The organism is Stenotrophomonas sp. YJH_SMC_119 (genome assembly GCF_059368315.1).
On the sequence record NZ_JCAFRP010000001.1, the window covers coordinates 511,499 to 528,336 of the forward strand.

At 65.4% G+C, this 16,838-nt stretch carries 18 protein-coding genes; 16 read left to right on the forward strand and 2 right to left on the reverse strand.

Features of this window, described 5'->3' with window-relative positions; genetic code table 11:
- Positions 1–5 precede the first annotated feature (5 nt).
- The 8 genes from AC5P6S_RS02335 (at position 6) to AC5P6S_RS02370 (ending at position 7,077) form a co-directional block, all read left to right on the forward strand.
- A complete protein-coding gene (locus tag AC5P6S_RS02335; RefSeq protein WP_034021446.1) occupies positions 6–371 on the forward strand; it encodes a DUF3085 domain-containing protein in 366 nt (121 codons plus the stop codon).
- A gap of 344 nt (positions 372–715) precedes the next feature.
- On the forward strand, positions 716–1,267 hold the full coding sequence (locus tag AC5P6S_RS02340; RefSeq protein ID WP_020308043.1) for an STY4534 family ICE replication protein: 552 nt from the start codon (positions 716–718) through the stop codon (positions 1,265–1,267).
- A 55-nt stretch (positions 1,268–1,322) separates the two neighbouring features.
- Positions 1,323–1,934, forward strand: a complete 612-nt coding sequence (locus tag AC5P6S_RS02345; RefSeq protein ID WP_020308044.1) for a DUF3275 family protein — start codon at positions 1,323–1,325, stop codon at positions 1,932–1,934.
- Positions 1,935–2,023: 89 nt separating this feature from the next.
- On the forward strand, positions 2,024–2,389 hold the full coding sequence (locus AC5P6S_RS02350) for a hypothetical protein (protein ID WP_020308045.1): 366 nt from the start codon (positions 2,024–2,026) through the stop codon (positions 2,387–2,389).
- Between the two features lie 84 nt (positions 2,390–2,473).
- Positions 2,474–3,124: a hypothetical protein gene (locus tag AC5P6S_RS02355; protein ID WP_058875873.1), complete on the forward strand. Its 651-nt coding sequence runs from the start codon at positions 2,474–2,476 to the stop codon at positions 3,122–3,124.
- 65 nt (positions 3,125–3,189) lie between these two features.
- Entirely contained in the window at positions 3,190–4,299 is a 1,110-nt protein-coding gene (locus AC5P6S_RS02360) for a DUF6094 domain-containing protein (RefSeq protein ID WP_320524262.1), read from the forward strand.
- A gap of 102 nt (positions 4,300–4,401) precedes the next feature.
- Positions 4,402–4,707 (forward strand): hypothetical protein, encoded by a 306-nt coding sequence (locus AC5P6S_RS02365; RefSeq protein ID WP_019486119.1) that lies wholly within the window; start codon positions 4,402–4,404, stop codon positions 4,705–4,707.
- Positions 4,708–4,806: 99 nt separating this feature from the next.
- Positions 4,807–7,077 carry a helicase-related protein gene (locus AC5P6S_RS02370; RefSeq protein ID WP_176392681.1) on the forward strand — a complete coding sequence of 757 codons (2,271 nt, stop codon included), beginning with the start codon at positions 4,807–4,809 and terminating at the stop codon, positions 7,075–7,077.
- Between the two features lie 93 nt (positions 7,078–7,170).
- Here the strand turns inward: AC5P6S_RS02370 and panE are convergent, their stop codons facing one another.
- Positions 7,171–8,097 (reverse strand): 2-dehydropantoate 2-reductase, encoded by a 927-nt coding sequence (gene panE, locus AC5P6S_RS02375; RefSeq protein WP_257671747.1) that lies wholly within the window; start codon positions 8,095–8,097, stop codon positions 7,171–7,173.
- 111 nt (positions 8,098–8,208) lie between these two features.
- On the opposite strand from panE, the gene AC5P6S_RS02380 reads away from it, so the two are divergent.
- The 8 genes from AC5P6S_RS02380 (at position 8,209) to AC5P6S_RS02415 (ending at position 15,001) form a co-directional block, all read left to right on the forward strand.
- Positions 8,209–8,805: a helix-turn-helix domain-containing protein gene (locus AC5P6S_RS02380; RefSeq protein WP_279832196.1), complete on the forward strand. Its 597-nt coding sequence runs from the start codon at positions 8,209–8,211 to the stop codon at positions 8,803–8,805.
- A gap of 179 nt (positions 8,806–8,984) precedes the next feature.
- The gene (gene pilL2, locus AC5P6S_RS02385; protein ID WP_320524261.1) at positions 8,985–9,569 is read left to right on the forward strand and encodes a PFGI-1 class ICE element type IV pilus protein PilL2; all 585 of its coding nucleotides are present in this window, start codon (positions 8,985–8,987) and stop codon (positions 9,567–9,569) included.
- Positions 9,566–10,213, forward strand: coding sequence for a hypothetical protein (locus tag AC5P6S_RS02390; RefSeq protein ID WP_279870453.1), 648 nt, complete (start codon positions 9,566–9,568; stop codon positions 10,211–10,213). Before pilL2 ends, AC5P6S_RS02390 begins: the two co-directional genes overlap by 4 nt.
- 71 nt (positions 10,214–10,284) lie before the next feature.
- The gene (locus AC5P6S_RS02395) at positions 10,285–10,974 is read left to right on the forward strand and encodes a TIGR03759 family integrating conjugative element protein (protein ID WP_407722247.1); all 690 of its coding nucleotides are present in this window, start codon (positions 10,285–10,287) and stop codon (positions 10,972–10,974) included.
- The gene (locus AC5P6S_RS02400; protein WP_495204451.1) at positions 10,959–11,537 is read left to right on the forward strand and encodes a lysozyme family protein; all 579 of its coding nucleotides are present in this window, start codon (positions 10,959–10,961) and stop codon (positions 11,535–11,537) included. Before AC5P6S_RS02395 ends, AC5P6S_RS02400 begins: the two co-directional genes overlap by 16 nt.
- Complete coding sequence (locus AC5P6S_RS02405) at positions 11,534–12,085, forward strand: integrating conjugative element protein (RefSeq protein WP_279870451.1); 552 nt, start codon at positions 11,534–11,536, stop codon at positions 12,083–12,085. The genes AC5P6S_RS02400 and AC5P6S_RS02405 overlap by 4 nt, the downstream gene beginning before the upstream one ends.
- A 10-nt stretch (positions 12,086–12,095) precedes the next feature.
- Complete coding sequence (gene traD, locus AC5P6S_RS02410) at positions 12,096–14,255, forward strand: type IV conjugative transfer system coupling protein TraD (RefSeq protein WP_320524260.1); 2,160 nt, start codon at positions 12,096–12,098, stop codon at positions 14,253–14,255.
- The gene (locus AC5P6S_RS02415; protein WP_320524259.1) at positions 14,252–15,001 is read left to right on the forward strand and encodes a TIGR03747 family integrating conjugative element membrane protein; all 750 of its coding nucleotides are present in this window, start codon (positions 14,252–14,254) and stop codon (positions 14,999–15,001) included. Before traD ends, AC5P6S_RS02415 begins: the two co-directional genes overlap by 4 nt.
- A gap of 54 nt (positions 15,002–15,055) precedes the next feature.
- Here the strand turns inward: AC5P6S_RS02415 and AC5P6S_RS02420 are convergent, their stop codons facing one another.
- A complete protein-coding gene (locus AC5P6S_RS02420; protein WP_320524258.1) occupies positions 15,056–16,819 on the reverse strand; it encodes an ATP-binding protein in 1,764 nt (587 codons plus the stop codon).
- Positions 16,820–16,838: the final 19 nt, after the last annotated feature.

Genomic DNA, 16,838 nt, shown 5'->3' on the forward strand with positions numbered 1-16,838 from the left:
CACCCATGACTGTTCGATTCAAAGGCACGGAGCTGCGGCCCGTGCTCGCCGAAGCGGTGGCGAATCAATGCCGCGTCATCCTGGTCAAGGATCAGGGCGTGTACTTCCTGGCCGAGCGCGGCGAGCGCCGACCCGATGGTCGCCAGAAGACCATCGCCTATGCCGCCGGCTGCAACCCGGATGTCGATGGCTTCGACGACTGGTGGGAACTGGCGCGTGCCGAATTCGGCGGCGATGACTTTGGCGAGTTCTTCGATCCGCAGGAGGGCGTGTTTGCGCGCATCCTGCGCAGCGAGGACGACCTCGACGTGTCCGCTACCACGACACACCTGTCGCTGCAGGCGGTTCCTCCCACGCCCAGCGGTAACTGACCGCCCATCCCTGGCCCCCGCTCCGGGAGCCTCTTTCTTCCCGGCAATGTGGACAGCCGCGAGTGCCGATTGCCGCTCGCCTGCGCGCCATCCCGGCGCCACGCTTCCGGCCATGTTCCGCTGACGTCCGTCAGCGACATGCCCAGGCAGCCACGATCTTCAAGGCTGCGACGCGGTTCCGACCGCGTTGATCACCCCAGTTCGCACCGGCATCCATGCGCGAACGGCCATCGGTTCTCGATGGCGATGCCACCAAGCTGTTCCATCAACCCACGCGGGGGTTCCACACCTTCCCCGCCTTGGGTCGGGTGTGTCTCCGCCTCATTGTTCCCAGGAGATTCACCATGACCACTTCCAACGAAAAATCCTACTTCGATCTGCACATCACCGGCCTCGGGTACCTCAATCGCATCCGCGAAGTGAAGCCCAAGAAAGGCGATGCGTTCCTGGCCTGCGACATCGCAGCCCTGAACGGTCCCAGCGATGACGTCTCGTATGTGCGTTTCGACACGCGCGTATCGGGATCGGAAGCGCAGCACCTGGTGCGCCGCTGCATTCAGGCGGTCGACGCCGAGAAGAAGGTGATGATCGGCTTCCGCCTGGGCGACCTGTGGACCGACACCTTCACCTACTCCAAGGGCAAGCGTGCCGGCGAGCAGGGGGTCAGCCTCAAGGCCCGCCTGCTGTTCGTCAGTTGGATCAAGGTCGACGGCAAGCTCGTCTACAAGGCCGAACCCAAGCCGACCGAGACCGACGAGCGCGAGCCGGAAGTCCCTGTGACGTCCGACGCGCCCGCCGCGCAGCAAGCCTCGGCACCGGAGCCTTCCGAGCCCGTCGCCGATGCTGCCGACGACGCAGCCGATGCCCCCGCATTGGCCGTTGCCGAGTCGTTCTGATCCGCAAGGCCCCATCCCCGGGGCCTTGTCTTCTCTTCGTCAGCAGGAGACCTTCATGATCACCATCCCCGGCCAACTGGCCATCAAGACCATCCACGGCAGGAACGGCGACTTCAACGTCGGCCGCCTGGCGACCTCGATCGGCGAGTTCGTCGTGAAGAACGCCGAACTCGATCAGTACCGCGAGGGCAAGTACGACGGTGATTTCGTCATCGTTGAGATTCGCCCCTCCACGTACAACGCCAACGGCCGCATGGTCATCGAGATCCGCGCCCATCTGGGCGGGATGACGCTGTCCAACATCGACGCCCTGAGCCGCGACGAAGCCCGCCGGCTGAGTCCGCAGGAAGTCGATCCGATCGACGAGGAAGCGCAGGCGCCCGTGCCGGCAACGCCCCCGGCCAAGCCGAAGGCGAAGCCGCGCAGTCCGCGCGATCCCCTGGTCGATACCACGCCGTTCGGCAGCGAACCGGCTACCGTGTCCGCTGCGGCCTCGGCCGAGGCAGACGACGCGGCGCTGTTCGGTGCCTTGTGGCCCCTGGGCGAGACCGTGAAGCTCGATGCGACCGTGGATCGTCGTGTGCTGCGTCAGCAGCGCGACCGTCTCGACAAGCTGGGCTACGAGTTCGCTCCGTTGTCCCAGGACTGGCACCTCAAAGCTGCCTGATCCATCCGCCGCCTTGCGCGGCATTCCGCCACCCGCCGGGGTTCTCCCCCGACGGGGAGGGCTCCGGCCATTTCTTCAAGGAGACCTTCATGGGCTGGACCTTCGTTCGTCAGACGCGCGATCAGTTGATCCGCGAGCTGATCGCTCCGCAGGCGTCCGAACGCGCTTGCTGCGAAGTCATCGACCACACGCTGGACGGCGACGTTCTGTGGACCGTGGTTCGCGTCACCGCCAGGCAGGCGGGCGTCATGGGCCTCGCGGCCGGTGAGTCCGTCTGCTACATCGGCTGCCATCTGCTGGAAAGTTCGGGCGGCGATTGGGGCTACAAGTCCCTCGATGAGTCCGTGCATCCGTACTACTACTCGTGCCCGCTGCGCTATCTCGACATGGCGCCGGTGCAAAGCTCCGAGTGGCGCGAGCGGGTTCACCGCTTCCACGCGGGGCGCGCTGTCTAGCGGCACGCATCTTCCTTCACCCAACCGGGGCGAGCACGGCCCCGCGGGCTGTGGTTGCTCCTTCTTTTCCAAGAGGACATCACCATGCCTGCACCTTCTTCCGCGAAACCGCTGTACCGCATCGACGAATGCCCCGACCTCATGGCCGACGGTTGCGTCGGTGACGAGCAGGGCAATCTCGTCTTTCTCTCGATCTGGGCGCGCGACACCGCCGTTCAGGAGTTCCTCGCCCGCCTGACCCTCAGCCGGGATGAACAGGGGTTGGACCAGTTCCACGTCATCACCGAGCAGGGCACATCCATCCCGGTCTTCGTCGGCAACGCCGAGAACCTGGAAAAGCGCATCACCCGCGCCTATCGGCGAACGCTGTTCGGTTCGCTGACGAATGTGTGGCTGTTCGATCGTCGCTGCGTGAAGCCAGACAAGGCCAACGCCAGCGCGCTGGCGCTGCTGCCCAGGGATTCCGCTCACCGGCTCGACCGGCTGTGGACCCTGGTGCAGGACACCTGCCCGCTGCCACTGCTCGACCACTGGCGCGACACCGTGCTGGAGCTGTTGCAGACACGGCGGATGCTGACCGGTCTTCCCTTGGCCCTCGGGCCGCTGGAAGGCCATCGGCTGGCCCTCGATGTCCCGGCGCTGACGAAGGCGTTGGGCGAGCTGATCCGCAACGGCACCCTCGGCGCCACGCAGTACGAACTGGCCGCGAACGCACCGCTTCGGCGTGTGGCGTGAGCCATCCCCACGGGCATGCGCGCCGCGCGTGCCCGCCTTCCCTCATCCATCACCAGGAGAAATCCATGACACTCATGTTTCCGCGCCTGGCGCGCAATTTCATCCGTAACGGCTACTTCCCCACCGACGAACCGACGCTGGAGCGGGCCTTGTCCGCACTGGCGCCGTCTCCCGGCGCCATGTCCATCCTCGATCCCTGCGCCGGCGAAGGCGTGGCGATCGCCGAAGCCGCTCACGCCCTCGGGCGCGAGCAGGTCCAGGCCTTCGCCGTCGAGTACGACGCCGAGCGCGCCCGCCACGCACGGCAACTGGTCGATCGCTGCATCCAAGGTGACCTGATGGACACGCTGATCTCGCGCCAGTCCTTCGGGCTGCTGTGGCTGAACCCGCCGTATGGCGACCTGAGCAAGGACGTGAACGGCAACATCGGCTATCAGGGCCAGGGCCGTGCGCGGCTGGAGAAGCTCTTCTATCAGCGCGCGCTGCCGCTGCTGCAGTACGGCGGCGTGCTGATCTTCATCGTGCCGTCCTACGTGCTCGATGCCGAGCTGGTCGGATGGCTGACGCGCCACTTCGCCGACCTGCGCATCTACCGTGCGGTGGAAACGCAGTTCAAGCAGGTGGTGATCTTCGGTCGCAGGATTCGTCAACGCGACCAGGCGTCGGAGTCGGCCAAGTCCTTGCGCGGTCTGCTGCTGCAGATCGGACAGGGTGACGCCGAAGCCGAGGAACTGCCGCTCGAATGGCCGTTCCTGCCGTACACCGTCCCTGCCAGCCCGGCCGAGCCGGAGCACTTCTATCGCGTGACGATGGAGCCCGAGCAGTTCGCCGATGAAGTCGGCCGGCTGCAAGGTCTCTGGCCGGCGCTCGATACGCACCTGGGCGCCGCGCAGCAATCGCTGCGTCCGCCCGCGCGGGCCTTGTCGCACTGGCATCTCGCCTTGGCCTTGGCCACAGGCGCGATCTCCGGCGTAGTGAAGTCCAAGAGCGGGCGCGTGCTCGTCGTCAAAGGTGATACCCACAAGGAGAAGACCCTCCAGACGGAATACACCGAACGCGACGACGGCTCCGTGGCCGAGACGCGCATCCTCACCGACAAGTTCGTGCCGGTCATTCGTGCATGGGACTTGACGCTGGGCTCGCCCACGTGGGGCGAAGTGCTGACCATCCGCTGATCCCTGTTCCCTGACGGTTCGCCGTCGCTTTCATCCACCCACCGGGGTCACGTTGCCCCCGATGGGGTGCCGTGGCCCCTTCTTCCAGAAGGAGAAACCACCATGGCACTCGCAATCCTCAACCTCGCATCACAAGCACGCTTTTCGCCCGGGCAAGTGGTCATGACCGCCGGCGTCGACGAGCTGGTCCGACAGGGCCGGCTCAATCCCAGCGCGTACCTGCGCCGCCATCTTCATGGCGACTGGGGCGACCTGGACGACAGCGATCAACGGCAGAACGATGCCGCGCTGAAGTCCGGCGAGGATCGTCTGTTCTCGTCCTACCAGGTCACGCGCGACCTGAAGCTCTGGATCATCACCGAATGGGATCGCAGCGTCACCACGCTGCTGTTGCCCAGCGAATACTGATCCACATCCAGCGGCCTCGCGCCGCTTCTTTCTTCCCACCCAGGGGCATGTCACCGCCCCGTGGGGGAGGTGCATGCCCCATTGCTCTGGAGCATCACCATGTCCCTCGATCTCGAAACCGTTCCCGAAACCGCTGTGCAGCGCGACCTCCTCGAAGCGGCCGCTTCACCCCTCACGCTCAGCCTGCAGGACTTCGTGTCCGAGTTCGGCGACGAGTTGCTCGACTCGCTCAACCGCGCCAATCCTCCGGTCTACACCGGCCAAGTGCGGGTGCATCGGCAATTGATCCTCGCCGCGCTGAAGCGCAAGCTGTTCCCGGCGCAAGCCGATGTGGTCCACGCCGTCACCGAGCTGTTGGTCGACCGCGGCGAACGTGCCGCGATCGTCAATGGCGAGATGGGCTGCGGCAAGACGACGGTGGGTATTGCCACCGCAGCCGTGCTCAACGCCGAAGGCTACCGCCGTACCCTGGTGCTCTCGCCACCCCACCTGGTCTACAAGTGGCGGCGCGAGATTCAGGAGACGGTGGCCGGTGCCAAGGTCTGGGTGCTCAACGGCCCGGACACGCTGGTCAAGCTGCTGAAACTGCGCGAGCAGTTGGGCGTGCCGGCCCAGGGCCAGGAGTTCTTCGTCCTGGGCCGCGTGCGGATGCGGATGGGGTTCCACTGGAAACCTGTCTTCGTTCGGCGGCGCACGCCTCACGGCGACGTGGGGGCCTGCCCGGATTGCGGGCATGTCATCACCGACCTCGACGGCGAGCCGATCAACCCGGTCGAACTCGAAGCCGAGGAGTCCCGCCGCAAGTGCAGCCACTGCCGTGCACCGCTGTGGTCGTTGATCCGTCCCAGAGGCCTGTCCGCCAGCGACCAGTCCTCGACCGTGCTCAAGGCACTGAAGCGCATTCCTACCATAGGCGAAGTCACCGCGCAGAAGCTGATGCAGAAGTTCGGTGACGCCTTCCTCGCGTCGATGCTCGGGGACAACATCCACGAGTTCATCAACCTGATGGATGGCAACGGCGAGCTGGTCTTCTCGGACCGGCAAGCCCATCGCATGGAACGCGCGATGGCCAACATGGAGTTCGGCTTCGGCGAGGGCGGCTACCAGCCGTCCGAGTTCATCAAGAGGCAGCTTCCCCAAGGCACGTTCGACCTGCTCATCGCCGACGAGGCACACGAGTACAAGAACGGCGGCTCCGCACAGGGCCAGGCCATGGGGGTGTTGGCGGCCAAGGCGCGCAAGACGCTGCTGCTCACCGGCACACTGATGGGCGGCTACGGCGACGACCTGTTCCACCTGCTGTTCCGAGCCCTGCCGGGGCGGATGATCGAAGACGGCTACCGGCCGACGAAGAGCGGCAGCATGACGTCGGCCGCGATGGCGTTCATGCGCGATCACGGTGTCTTGAAGGACATCTACTCCGAGAGCACCGGCACGGCGCACAAGACGGCCAAAGGCACCAAGGTATCGGTGCGCACGGTCAAGGCGCCGGGTTTCGGTCCCAAGGGCGTGCTGCGTTGCGTCCTGCCGTTCACGGTCTTCCTCAAGTTGAAGGACATCGGTGGCAACGTGCTGCCGCCCTACGACGAGGAGTTCCGCGAAGTCGCGATGGACACGGCGCAAGCCGCGGCCTACCGCGATCTGGCGGGTCGCCTGACCCAGGAGCTGAAGCAGGCCCTGGCGAAGCGCGACACGACGCTGCTCGGTGTGGTCCTCAACGTGTTGCTGGCCTGGCCGGACTGCTGCTTCCGGTCGGAGACGGTGGTGCATCCGCGCACGCGCAGCACCTTGGCGTTCGTGCCGGCTCAGTTCAACGAGCTGGAGGTGATGCCTAAGGAACGCGAGCTGATCGAGATCTGCAAGCGGGAGAAGGCAGAGGGTCGCAAGACCCTGGTCTATTCGGTCTACACCGGCACGCGCGACACCACGTCGCGCTTGAGGGTGCTGCTGGAGCAGGAAGGCTTCAAGGTGGCGGTACTGCGCGCGAGCGTGGATGCTTCCCGCCGCGAGGACTGGATCGCCGAGCAGTTGGACCGTGGCATCGACGTGCTCATCACCAATCCCGAGCTGGTGAAAACCGGCCTGGACCTGCTGGAGTTCCCGACCATCGTATTCCTCCAGTCCGGCTACAACGTGTATTCGCTGCAGCAGGCCGCCCGGCGCTCATGGCGCATCGGCCAGAAGCAGCCGGTGCGCGTGATCTACCTGGGCTACGCCAACTCCTCGCAGATGACCTGCCTGGGGTTGATGGCCCGGAAGATCATGGTGTCGCAAAGCACGTCGGGCGACGTGCCGGAGTCCGGGCTTGATGTCCTGAATCAGGACGGAGACTCGGTGGAAGTCGCGCTGGCACGACAGTTGGTGTGCTGAACCTCACTGCTTCACTTCAACGGCTCCTCCGGGAGCCGTTCTTTTTTGGTCATCCAGACGGTGACATCGATCCGGGAAGCGGAAGACAGGGCCTCATCCACCGCCATGGGCCATGCGGGTCGCCTCGTAGGCCTGCATGTGTGCAAGGCTCACCCTCAGCAGCGGCGCATCCAGTCGAGCTTCATGCGCACGACGCAGCATGTCCCCAATGATGTGCTCATGCTCGGTGGGGCCACCACGTTGCAGATCGCGCAGCATCGATGCGGTGCCGGTGGACCCGCGCTCGGACAACGTTGTGAACATGCGGGCATAGGCGTCCTGCGATGGGATGTACCCTGAGGCGGCGGCGGTCGCCACGCATTCGCCAAGCATCTGGCGCACCAGCGCTTCGCCATCTTGTGCCTGCACGATTGCGCCAACGGGCGCGCGCATCAGCGTGGTCATGCCGGCATAGGTCGTGAGGAATACGAACTTCTCCCACATCTCCTGCAGGATGTCCTGGCTCAACACCGGTGCGAAGCCGCCGCGCTCCATCAATCCATGCAGCGCCTGCGCCGCGTCCTGCTGGCTGTGGGTGCGTGCGCCGAGGGCGAGGCGCTGCAGCGTATTGAGATGCTGGATTTCTCCGGCCGGGCCGAGCGCAACACCGATATGGCACAGGCCGCCCAGGACGCGCTCGGCGCCGAAGCGCGCATCCAGGTGATCCAGATGCCGCACCCCATTGAGCAGCGGAACGATGCATGTCGAGGGACCGATAGCGGGCGCGATGGCGGCCATCGCGCCCTCAAGATCGTAGGCCTTGCAGGCCAGCAGCACGGCATCGACGGAAGGCGGCGCCTCGACGACTGTTTTGACGGGAAGGGTTAGGTCGCCCAAAGGGCTCTTGATGACGAGCCCGGTCTCGGCGAGCTGTGCGGCGCGTCTCGGCCGAACCAGAAAACGCACGTCCACGCCGGCCGCGGCCAGACGCCCGCCGAAATAGCCTCCGATCCCACCTGCACCCAGCACCAGAAGACGCATAGCCATGCTCCTGTTTGAAGTTGAGAATTTCTACTATAGTAGAAATTCGTGGCGCGATCGATCTCAGCGCCATCGAGATCCCACGCATCCATCCTGACTTGATCGCGGCCCATGCCGAACTCCTCCGCTCCCCAGACCAGGCCGAAAGGTGAGCGCGCCGAAGCGCTCCCGGCCAATCTTCGACGTCTGCGCCTGGAGGCGCAGCTCACCCTCGATCGGCTCGGGGCGTTGTCGGGCGTGAGCCGCGCGATGATCTCCAAGATCGAACGTGGCGCCTCGGTGCCCACTGCCACGGTGCTGGGCAAGCTTGCCGCGGCATTGCAGGTCAGCCTGTCTCAACTCCTGGGGGGATTCCATGCGCGCCAGCCCAGGCTGCATGGCAGGGAGCGCCAGGCGGTCTATCACGACCCCGCTTCCGGCTTCGAACGCCGTTCTCTTTCGCCGCTGTTCGAGGACGGCGCGGTAGATCTGGCCTTCAACGTGTTGCCACCGGGCAAGTCCGTCGAGTTTCCCCCGCACCATGCGGGCGTGGAGGAGTTTCTCGTCGTGCATGAGGGGGCGCTTGCCGTGGTCATCGACGGAAGGCGCTTCGACGTCGCTGCCGGAGATACGTTGTTCTTTCCTTCGGATTGCGTGCATGAATTTCGCAATCAAGGCGGCGAGCCGGCTGTCTTCTATATCGTGATCAACGATCGGACGCGGCGGTAGGCGGCGAGATCGCCCCGGCACGACCATTCGCCGCGGCATGATCCCGACATGCGTCCTGGCGACTGCGCGGTTGCCGGCATTGCTTTCGGCAAATCGGGAGCCGACGGATTCGCTTTGTTTGCTGTGACAAAGGGCCGGCGCGGCGATGGTGATGGCTCGTTGTTTCAGGACACCGATCCATGCGCCCATCCCGCCAGCTCTTCCGTATTGCCGGACGCAGCCATCTGATCCGTTTGCCCGGCTTGCTCCTGGCCGCCATCGCCAGCGGCTGCGCGATGACGAACGCCGTGCCACCGACGCCCGTATCCAAAGTCACCGACATCGCGCCCGAAGCCGTGATGGAGTTCGTGCCGGTGACGCGGTATGGCCGCTACACCCTGGTCGAACTCGCGCCCACAGCGGCCCAGCACGACCTGTTGCTGCAGGTGGTGGATGTGGAGATCCCCGGCACGCTGGGCGCCACCGTCGGGGATGCCCTCCGGCACCTCGTTCTGCGTTCCGGCTACCGGCTGTGCGATGAGCAGTCCGCCGATCTGTTGGCCTTGCCGCTGCCGGCGGCTCACTACCGGCTCGGCCCGGTCCTGCTGCGCGATGCGCTCTTGACACTGGCCGGCCCCGTCTGGGATCTGCAGGTCGACGACGGTGAGCGGAAGGTGTGCTTCATCCGCAGCCTCAGGGAGGCTCATACGCCGCACGAGCCCAAGCCACCGGAAATCAACCGTTCGGCGGAGAGCCCTCCGCTGATCCGGGAGGTTTCGCCATGACCATCCGGGACTCAGCGACGGGCCAGCGCACGACGCTGCTGCGGGTCGCGGCCGCAACCTGGTTGTTGCTCGTCAGCGCGGTGGTGCTGGTGGATCACATGGCCTTGTCCGGGCTGGCTGAACAGACCCAGGCCTTCGCGCCCACCGCGCAGGTGTCCCTGCTCGAATCCCGAGTGGATGGCCTATCGCATCGGGTCGAACAACGCCATACTCAGCCCGCCGCCTTGCCGCAGGCGCGCTACGAGCAGGACACCGCGGCGTTGGACCAGCGGCTGGCGGCGATCGAGCTGGCGCAGGCCCAATACGCCGCCACCGATGCGCTGCACGCATTGGAAACCCGCGTCACGCGACTGGAAGCCCGCCCGGGCTCGCGCCAGCCCAAGCTGCCCGCACCACGGCCATCCCAACCTGTGGCGGCCCAACCCAAGCCTGTTGAGCCTTCATTCCGCCTGATCGGAGTGGAACTGCGTGCGGGAGAACACTTCGTGTCGGTGATGCCTGCCGATGGCACCGGTTTGGCCGATGTCCGCCTGCTGCGCGCCGGAGAGTCGGAGGGTGGCTGGCGACTGGACGGGATCGAGCGCGATGGCGCCGTCTTCCGGCAGGGAGACGAGATCCGCAGGCTGCCCATCCCGCCCCGATAAGGAGGCCCACACCGATGGTCCCGCGCCACTTGACCCCGACGTTGCTGGTTGCATTGCTGGCCGCCTCCGCCATGCAGGCGGCGCTCGCGCAGCCCACCGGCGCAACCACCGCGGCCAGGACGGCGCCGAGCCGTGAAGCTCCTGCGGCCATCGCTCGCAGCGACGAACAGCGGGCGCAGGACTGGGGGCTGCGCACGGATGAATGGACGCGCTATCGCGAGTTGATGCAGGGGCCGCTGGGCGTCTACTCGCCCAGCCTCGACCCGCTCACCGCCCTTGGCATCGAAGCACGTTCCGACGAGGAGCGCCGCCGCTACGCGGAATTGCAGGTTCGGGCCGAAGCCCGGCGGGTCGAGAAGACGCTGGCCTACCAGCGTGCCTACGACGCCGCCTGGCAACGGATCGCGCCGGGCATGGCGAGGGTCAACCTACCCGGGGCCAAGCCGACCGGCGCGGGCACCGCCATCGCATCAGGCACCGACCGAACCGCCATCTTCGTGAAGGACGGCTGTACCGCCTGCGACCAGGCCGTGCAGCGGCTGCAGGCGTCGGGCGTCGAGTTCGATGTCTATGTCGTCGGCAGTCGCGCCGACGACGCGCGCATCCGTGAATGGGCACGCCGGGCCCGTATCGACCCGGCGAAAGTGCGCGCCCGGTACATCACTCTCAACCATGACGGTGGCCGCTGGCTGTCCCTCGGCCTGCAGGGCGAACTGCCCGCCGTCGTGCGCCAGGTCGGCGGCCAATGGCAGCGACAGTAGGCCTCGCGCGTCTCCCGCTCCTGCTGCTGGCTTGCTGGGCACTCGGCCAGGCGAAGGCGGGGGAGGTCCCGCCGCCGGCCTACCAGTTCGCGGCACAGCGCGCGGGCATCCCGGCGGAGGTGCTTTACGCCGTGGCCTTGCAGGAGAGTGGCGCCCAGTACCACGGCCGCCTCGTGCCCTGGCCCTGGACGCTCAACGTGGCCGGGGCAACGCGTCGATTCGCCACCCGTACCGAGGCCTGCGCCGGCCTGCACCAGGCATTGCGTGACGTGCCGCGCACCCGCATCGACGCTGGCCTGGGCCAGATCAATTTGGGCTACCAGCGTCACCGCTACGACCACCCCTGCGAACTGCTCGATCCCTATCGGAACCTGGCGCTGGCCGCGCAGATCCTGCGCGAGCAGCACGCGCCTGGCCAGGACTGGCTGATCACGATCGGCCGCTACCACCGTCCCGCTGGTGGCGCACCCGCTGCGCGCTACCGCCAGAGTGTTGGCCGCCACTTGGCCCGCGTACTGGGCGAGCCAGCGCGGGGCTCGGATACCCGGAGAACCCTGCCATGAAGCCTCGAATCTTCCGTCCCGCTACGCGGTGGCTGATCGGCTTGCTGCCGCTCGTGTCCGTGCCAGCCGCTTTCGCACAATCGCCGCCCTTGATCGTCGTCGAGGATCACGGCGGTGCCTCCGCGTTGCCTTACTACCAAGCCCTAGACCTGCAACCGCGCACCGGAAGCAGGTCATCTCCCAGGATCGAGATGCCACGCCTGCCCGAAGGGCCTTCTGGCGAGGCGGCCATGCTGCCGGTGCGTTCGGCCCATTTGGCCCCTGGCGATGTGGCTCCCCGGGCGATCCAGGCGCCGGGGCTCACGCCGATGTTCCTGGTTGGTGATGACCAGCGCTCCCATGCCTGGCTGCGCCAGCGTGCCCCGGCGCTGCGCGAGCTCGGGGCCGTGGGGTTGGTGGTCCAGGTCGAGTCACCGCAGGCACTGGCAGCGCTGCGTTCCCTGGCGCCCGGGCTGATGCTGGCACCGGCGTCCGGGGACGAACTGGCCGAGCGCCTGGGGCTGCGCCACTACCCGGTGCTGGTGACCGCCACCGGCATCGAACAGTGAGAACTGCCCGATGGCCCAGCCGCACGCCGTCGAAGTCCTGCTGCGGCCAGCAGTGGAGCTATACACCGTTGCCGTATGCGCAGGCGCCGCGGTGGTGTGCGTGGTGGCACCGTGGTCGCTCGCGTTGAATCCGGTACTCGGCCTCGGCAGCGCGCTGGCCTTCCTGGCCTTCGGCGCGGTCCGCCTGCGCGACGCCTGGGCCATCCTGCGCTACCGCCGCCACATCCGTCGTCTGCCACGCTACGTGATGACGAGCCGCGACGTGCCAGTGAGCCAGTACCGCCTGTTCGTTGGGCGTGGCTTCCGCTGGGAACAACGACACACCCATCGGCTAACGCAGACCTACAAGCCCGAGTTCCGGCGCTACGCCGAACCGACGACGTTCTACCGCCTGGCGCGCCGCTTGGAGGAGCGGCTGGAGTTCGCGCCGCCGCCGCTGCCTAGGCTGGCGCGGGCATTGGCCTGGGACAACCCGCTCAACCCGGTCCGGCCTTTGCCGCCAGTGGGTGGCATGCCGCGCCTGCATGGCATCGAGCCGCACGAGACCGACGTCACCCTGCCGCTGGGCGAGCGTGTGGGCCACACCCTGGTGCTCGGTACCACGCGCGTGGGCAAGACGCGCCTGGCCGAACTGTTCATCACGCAGGACATCCGCCGCAAGGTCCATGGCGAGCACGAGGTGGTGATCGTCTTCGATCCCAAGGGCGATGCCGACCTGCTCAAGCGCATGTATGTCGAGGCCCGGCGCGCCGGACGCGAAGGCGAGATGTACGTGTTCCACCTGGGCTGGCCCGACATCTCGGCACGCTACAACGCCGTGGGCCGGTTCGGGCGCATCTCGGAAGTCGCCACCCGCATCGCGGGGCAGCTTTCCGGCGAAGGCAACAGCGCCGCGTTCCGAGAGTTCGCCTGGCGCTTCGTCAACATCATCGCGCGCGCCCTGGTGGAACTGGGGCAGCGCCCGGACTACCTGCTGATCCAGCGCCATGTCGTCAACATCGACGCGCTGTTCATCGAGTACGCCCAGCACTTCTTTGCCCGAACCGAGCCCAAGGCCTGGGAGGTGATCGTCCAGCTCGAAGGACGCCTCAACGACAAGACCATCCCGCGCCATATGGTCGGGCGAGAGAAGCGGGTGGTGGCACTGGAGCAGTACCTGTCGCAGACGCGAACCTATGACGCGGTGCTCGACGGCCTGCGCTCCGCGGTGCGCTACGACCGCACTTACTTCGACAAGATCGTCGCTTCGCTGTTGCCGCTACTGGAGAAGCTCACCACCGGCAAGATCGCGCAACTGCTCGCCCCGAACTATTCCGACCTGTCCGACCCGCGCCCGATCTTCGACTGGATGCAAATCATCAGGAAGCGGGCCGTGGTCTATGTGGGGCTGGATGCGCTGTCCGACGCCGAAGTGGCGGCGGCCGTCGGCAACAGCATGTTCAGCGACCTGGTGTCGGTAGCGGGGCACATCTACAAGCACGGCATCGACGACGGCTTGCCTGGAGCATCGGCCAATGCCAAGGTCGCCATCAATGTCCATGCGGACGAGTTCAACGAACTGATGGGCGATGAGTTCATCCCGCTCATCAACAAGGGTGGCGGTGCGGGCATGCAGGTCACGGCCTATACGCAGACGCTCTCGGACATCGAGGCGCGCATCGGCAATCGCGCCAAGGCCGGCCAGGTCATCGGCAACTTCAACAACCTGTTCATGCTGCGGGTGCGCGAGACCGCCACCGCCGAACTGCTGACGCGACAACTGCCGAAGGTGGAGGTCTACACCACCACGCTGGTCAGCGGCGCCACCGACAGTTCCGACATCCACGGCCCGACCGACTTCACGAGCAACGCGCAGGACCGCATCAGCACGTCGAGCGTGCCGCTCATCGAGCCTGCGCACGTGGTCGGCCTGCCCAAAGGGCAGTGCTTCGCCCTCATCGAAGGCGGTAACCTGTGGAAGGTCCGCATGCCGTTGCCAGCGCCCGATCCGGACGAAGCCATGCCCCGGGACCTGCAACAACTGGCCGGCTACATGCGCCAGCACTACGCCGAGGCGGGCGAATGGTGGGAGGGCAACGGGCTGCTCCGGTTGCACGACGACGACGCGTTGCCAGCGGATCTGGCCGAGGAAGTGAAAGAAGGCACGCCGGATGAAGAGGCGCCATCGTGAAAGAGCCCGCCGCGACCGCCGAGCGACAGCAGGCACGCCAACGCGGATTGGTCGCCAGCGTGGTCACGCTGCCATGGCGCCTGTTCGGCGTGCTGGTCGCCTCGCTGCTGCTGTCCATCGTCATCGAATGCGTTGGTATGCACCTGTTCTGGCCCGACCAGGGCTGGCGCCACGCGCAGGGCATGCTCGACTACGAACTGAACCAGCTCTCCACCCATTTCACCCGGAGCGCCGTCGTGCAGGAGCCGGGACGCACCGCGCGCTGGCTGGTGGAGGGCACCTACGAGTGGGTTTTCGTGAATACGGGCTTGCTGGACTGGATGCGCGACGCCTCGGCGCAGGCCAGCGCACCCAGCCGAGGCGCGCACCGAGACTTCCGCCATTACCTGGCCCAGGTCTATGTCTGGACCAAGGGCTATCTGATTGCTGCCGGCTTCACCGTTCTGACGTTCATCGTCCGCCTGCTGGTCTTGGTGCTGACACTGCCCCTGTTCCTGCTCGCGGCCTTCGTCGGCCTGGTCGACGGACTCGTTCGCCGCGACATCCGCAAGTTCGGCGCCGGGCGGGAATCGGGCTTCGTCTACCACCGGGCGAAGGCGGCCTTGATGCCGCTGGCGGTGCTGCCGTGGGTGACCTACTTGGCGTTGCCGGTGTCATTGCACCCGTTGGTGATCCTGCTGCCGAGCGCGGCGATGCTCGGGGTTGCAACCAATATTGCGGCCAGTAGTTTCAAGAAGTACCTGTGATCTGGGCGCCGCTACGATGGAATATGCTTCGTCGAGTTCATCGAGACATGGGGATCAGTTTGAACATGTCTCCGCTGTACGTAGCAGCCACTCAATCTGCCGCCGCGCGGTGGAGATGACCTGACTAAAAATCCGAGCCTCGACATTTGGCTCACGATTGTCCGTCGGAAAATCCGAAGAGCGACTGCCGCCGACGAGCAGAACCTGAATCGGGGAACCCAGATACTTCGCCAGTTCGTGCCGGTAACCAATCGCCTGCACATAATCTTCGTGCTTCAGCGCGTGGCTCGGCCGCTTAAACTCGATCAGCAGGTACTGTCCACCGAGGTTCTCGTTGAGAAGCAGATCGGGGCGTTTGTCGGCTTTGTCGCCTGTGTAGGTCTTGCCGAGGACATCTTCCACTTGTCGCCGCAACGTACTGTTTGAGCTGAATAGCGAGTATTCGGCGCCAAATACCCACAAGTTTCGCTCCAGTGCCTTGTGCAAGACGGCTTCCGTCGTGGCGGCATCACGGGCAAGGCCGTCCAGTTGATCAAGGAAGACCTGACGAGCCGTCGCTTGCTGTACGAGGAATGCCATCTCCGCCAAGCCAAATTCATCCAGGCGCTCAGCTACCCCTGCGACATCGCCCGGCGTTGCCTCCGCGATATGCTCCAGAAGAATACGGTAGTCGGAACGCTCCATCGCTTCCAACAGCACGTTTACCACCGGTTCGACTTTGCTCTCCGGCTCACCGTAATACTTGTCGAGAATCTTCTTGATCGCACGATCGGCAAATGCACGTTTGTGCTCTGGCAGAGCCGACAAGCGCGTGAGGATCGCTCTCTGCAGGCGAGCCTGCGCCAACTGAATTTCGCGCCGGTACTGCTGCTCATAGGCTTCTCGCAAGATAGGCTGGACGTAGCCTTCAACTTCTTTCAGAAGCTCGCTGTTCTCGACCGCCGCATCCCAGCCCGCCGTGATGTGGTCGCGCAGTCCATCTGCTTCGATCTCGCCGTAGAGCTTTCGCAGCAGCTTGGATGGAAAGTCATCTCGTTGATCCAGGCCGAAGAACCCAGGCCGTCCAACAGCCTTGCCATCCACACGCAAAGTGATACCTGGCTGACGCAACCCGGACTTGCCGTCGCTGATAGAGAAACGCAGCTTTACCTTGCCGGCACCTGGGAGTTCCTCTTCCTGCTCCGAGTAGCTACCGGATACATCATCGACGTCGAGCCGCTTGCCGTCGATCGTGATGGCAAAGTCATCCTGTCGCCCGTAGTCCTGCAAAAGGATCTGGCGCAGCCGATTGGCATCCGGATAAGCCAGGCCCTGATGCAGATCGCTCAGCGTAATGGTCGTGCCATGCAGTTCCGGCCTACAAGGATCGCTCTGCAGGCCAATATTCAACTGTTCAATGTCTTCGACTTGGGACAGATCGTCCAGCCGCAAGGTGATACGGCACAACCGACCACGCGCCCGGGTTTCAAGCGTCATCACCGCTGCGGCCATGAGCCCGGCGAACTTGCCGATGCCCTTACGCCCCTTGACCAAACGGTTCTTTCCGGCCGTACGCTCCCCGCGTCGGGAGCGCCGATCAGATGCGATCGACAGATAGTGGCGGCGCAGCTCTTCCTCGGTCATGCCAGTGCCGTCATCCTGGATGACAAGAGGTTCTCCACTCAGAGGCTTCGGGAGGAGGATCGTTACCTGCTCTGCGTCGGCATCCCATGCGTTGTCCACGAGTTCCTTCAACGCTCGCTCGGACGAGGGATACTCCTGACTCAACAATGTGGCGAGGCGGGAATCTACCTGGAAGCGCAGATGAGCACGACTCATATCGGAATCTCCGTGGGTG

Bases quoted from the DNA above. Each gene is read 5' to 3' on its own strand.
- AC5P6S_RS02335 (WP_034021446.1), top strand. From the start codon at position 6: ATGACTGTTCGATTCAAAGGCACGGAGCTGCGGCCCGTGCTCGCCGAA.
- AC5P6S_RS02340 (WP_020308043.1), top strand. From the start codon at position 716: ATGACCACTTCCAACGAAAAATCCTACTTCGATCTGCACATCACCGGC.
- AC5P6S_RS02345 (WP_020308044.1), top strand. From the start codon at position 1,323: ATGATCACCATCCCCGGCCAACTGGCCATCAAGACCATCCACGGCAGG.
- AC5P6S_RS02350 (WP_020308045.1), top strand. From the start codon at position 2,024: ATGGGCTGGACCTTCGTTCGTCAGACGCGCGATCAGTTGATCCGCGAG.
- AC5P6S_RS02355 (WP_058875873.1), top strand. From the start codon at position 2,474: ATGCCTGCACCTTCTTCCGCGAAACCGCTGTACCGCATCGACGAATGC.
- AC5P6S_RS02360 (WP_320524262.1), top strand. From the start codon at position 3,190: ATGACACTCATGTTTCCGCGCCTGGCGCGCAATTTCATCCGTAACGGC.
- AC5P6S_RS02365 (WP_019486119.1), top strand. From the start codon at position 4,402: ATGGCACTCGCAATCCTCAACCTCGCATCACAAGCACGCTTTTCGCCC.
- AC5P6S_RS02370 (WP_176392681.1), top strand. From the start codon at position 4,807: ATGTCCCTCGATCTCGAAACCGTTCCCGAAACCGCTGTGCAGCGCGAC.
- panE (WP_257671747.1), bottom strand. From the start codon at position 8,097: ATGCGTCTTCTGGTGCTGGGTGCAGGTGGGATCGGAGGCTATTTCGGC.
- AC5P6S_RS02380 (WP_279832196.1), top strand. From the start codon at position 8,209: ATGCCGAACTCCTCCGCTCCCCAGACCAGGCCGAAAGGTGAGCGCGCC.
- pilL2 (WP_320524261.1), top strand. From the start codon at position 8,985: ATGCGCCCATCCCGCCAGCTCTTCCGTATTGCCGGACGCAGCCATCTG.
- AC5P6S_RS02390 (WP_279870453.1), top strand. From the start codon at position 9,566: ATGACCATCCGGGACTCAGCGACGGGCCAGCGCACGACGCTGCTGCGG.
- AC5P6S_RS02395 (WP_407722247.1), top strand. From the start codon at position 10,285: ATGCAGGCGGCGCTCGCGCAGCCCACCGGCGCAACCACCGCGGCCAGG.
- AC5P6S_RS02400 (WP_495204451.1), top strand. From the start codon at position 10,959: ATGGCAGCGACAGTAGGCCTCGCGCGTCTCCCGCTCCTGCTGCTGGCT.
- AC5P6S_RS02405 (WP_279870451.1), top strand. From the start codon at position 11,534: ATGAAGCCTCGAATCTTCCGTCCCGCTACGCGGTGGCTGATCGGCTTG.
- traD (WP_320524260.1), top strand. From the start codon at position 12,096: ATGGCCCAGCCGCACGCCGTCGAAGTCCTGCTGCGGCCAGCAGTGGAG.
- AC5P6S_RS02420 (WP_320524258.1), bottom strand. From the start codon at position 16,819: ATGAGTCGTGCTCATCTGCGCTTCCAGGTAGATTCCCGCCTCGCCACA.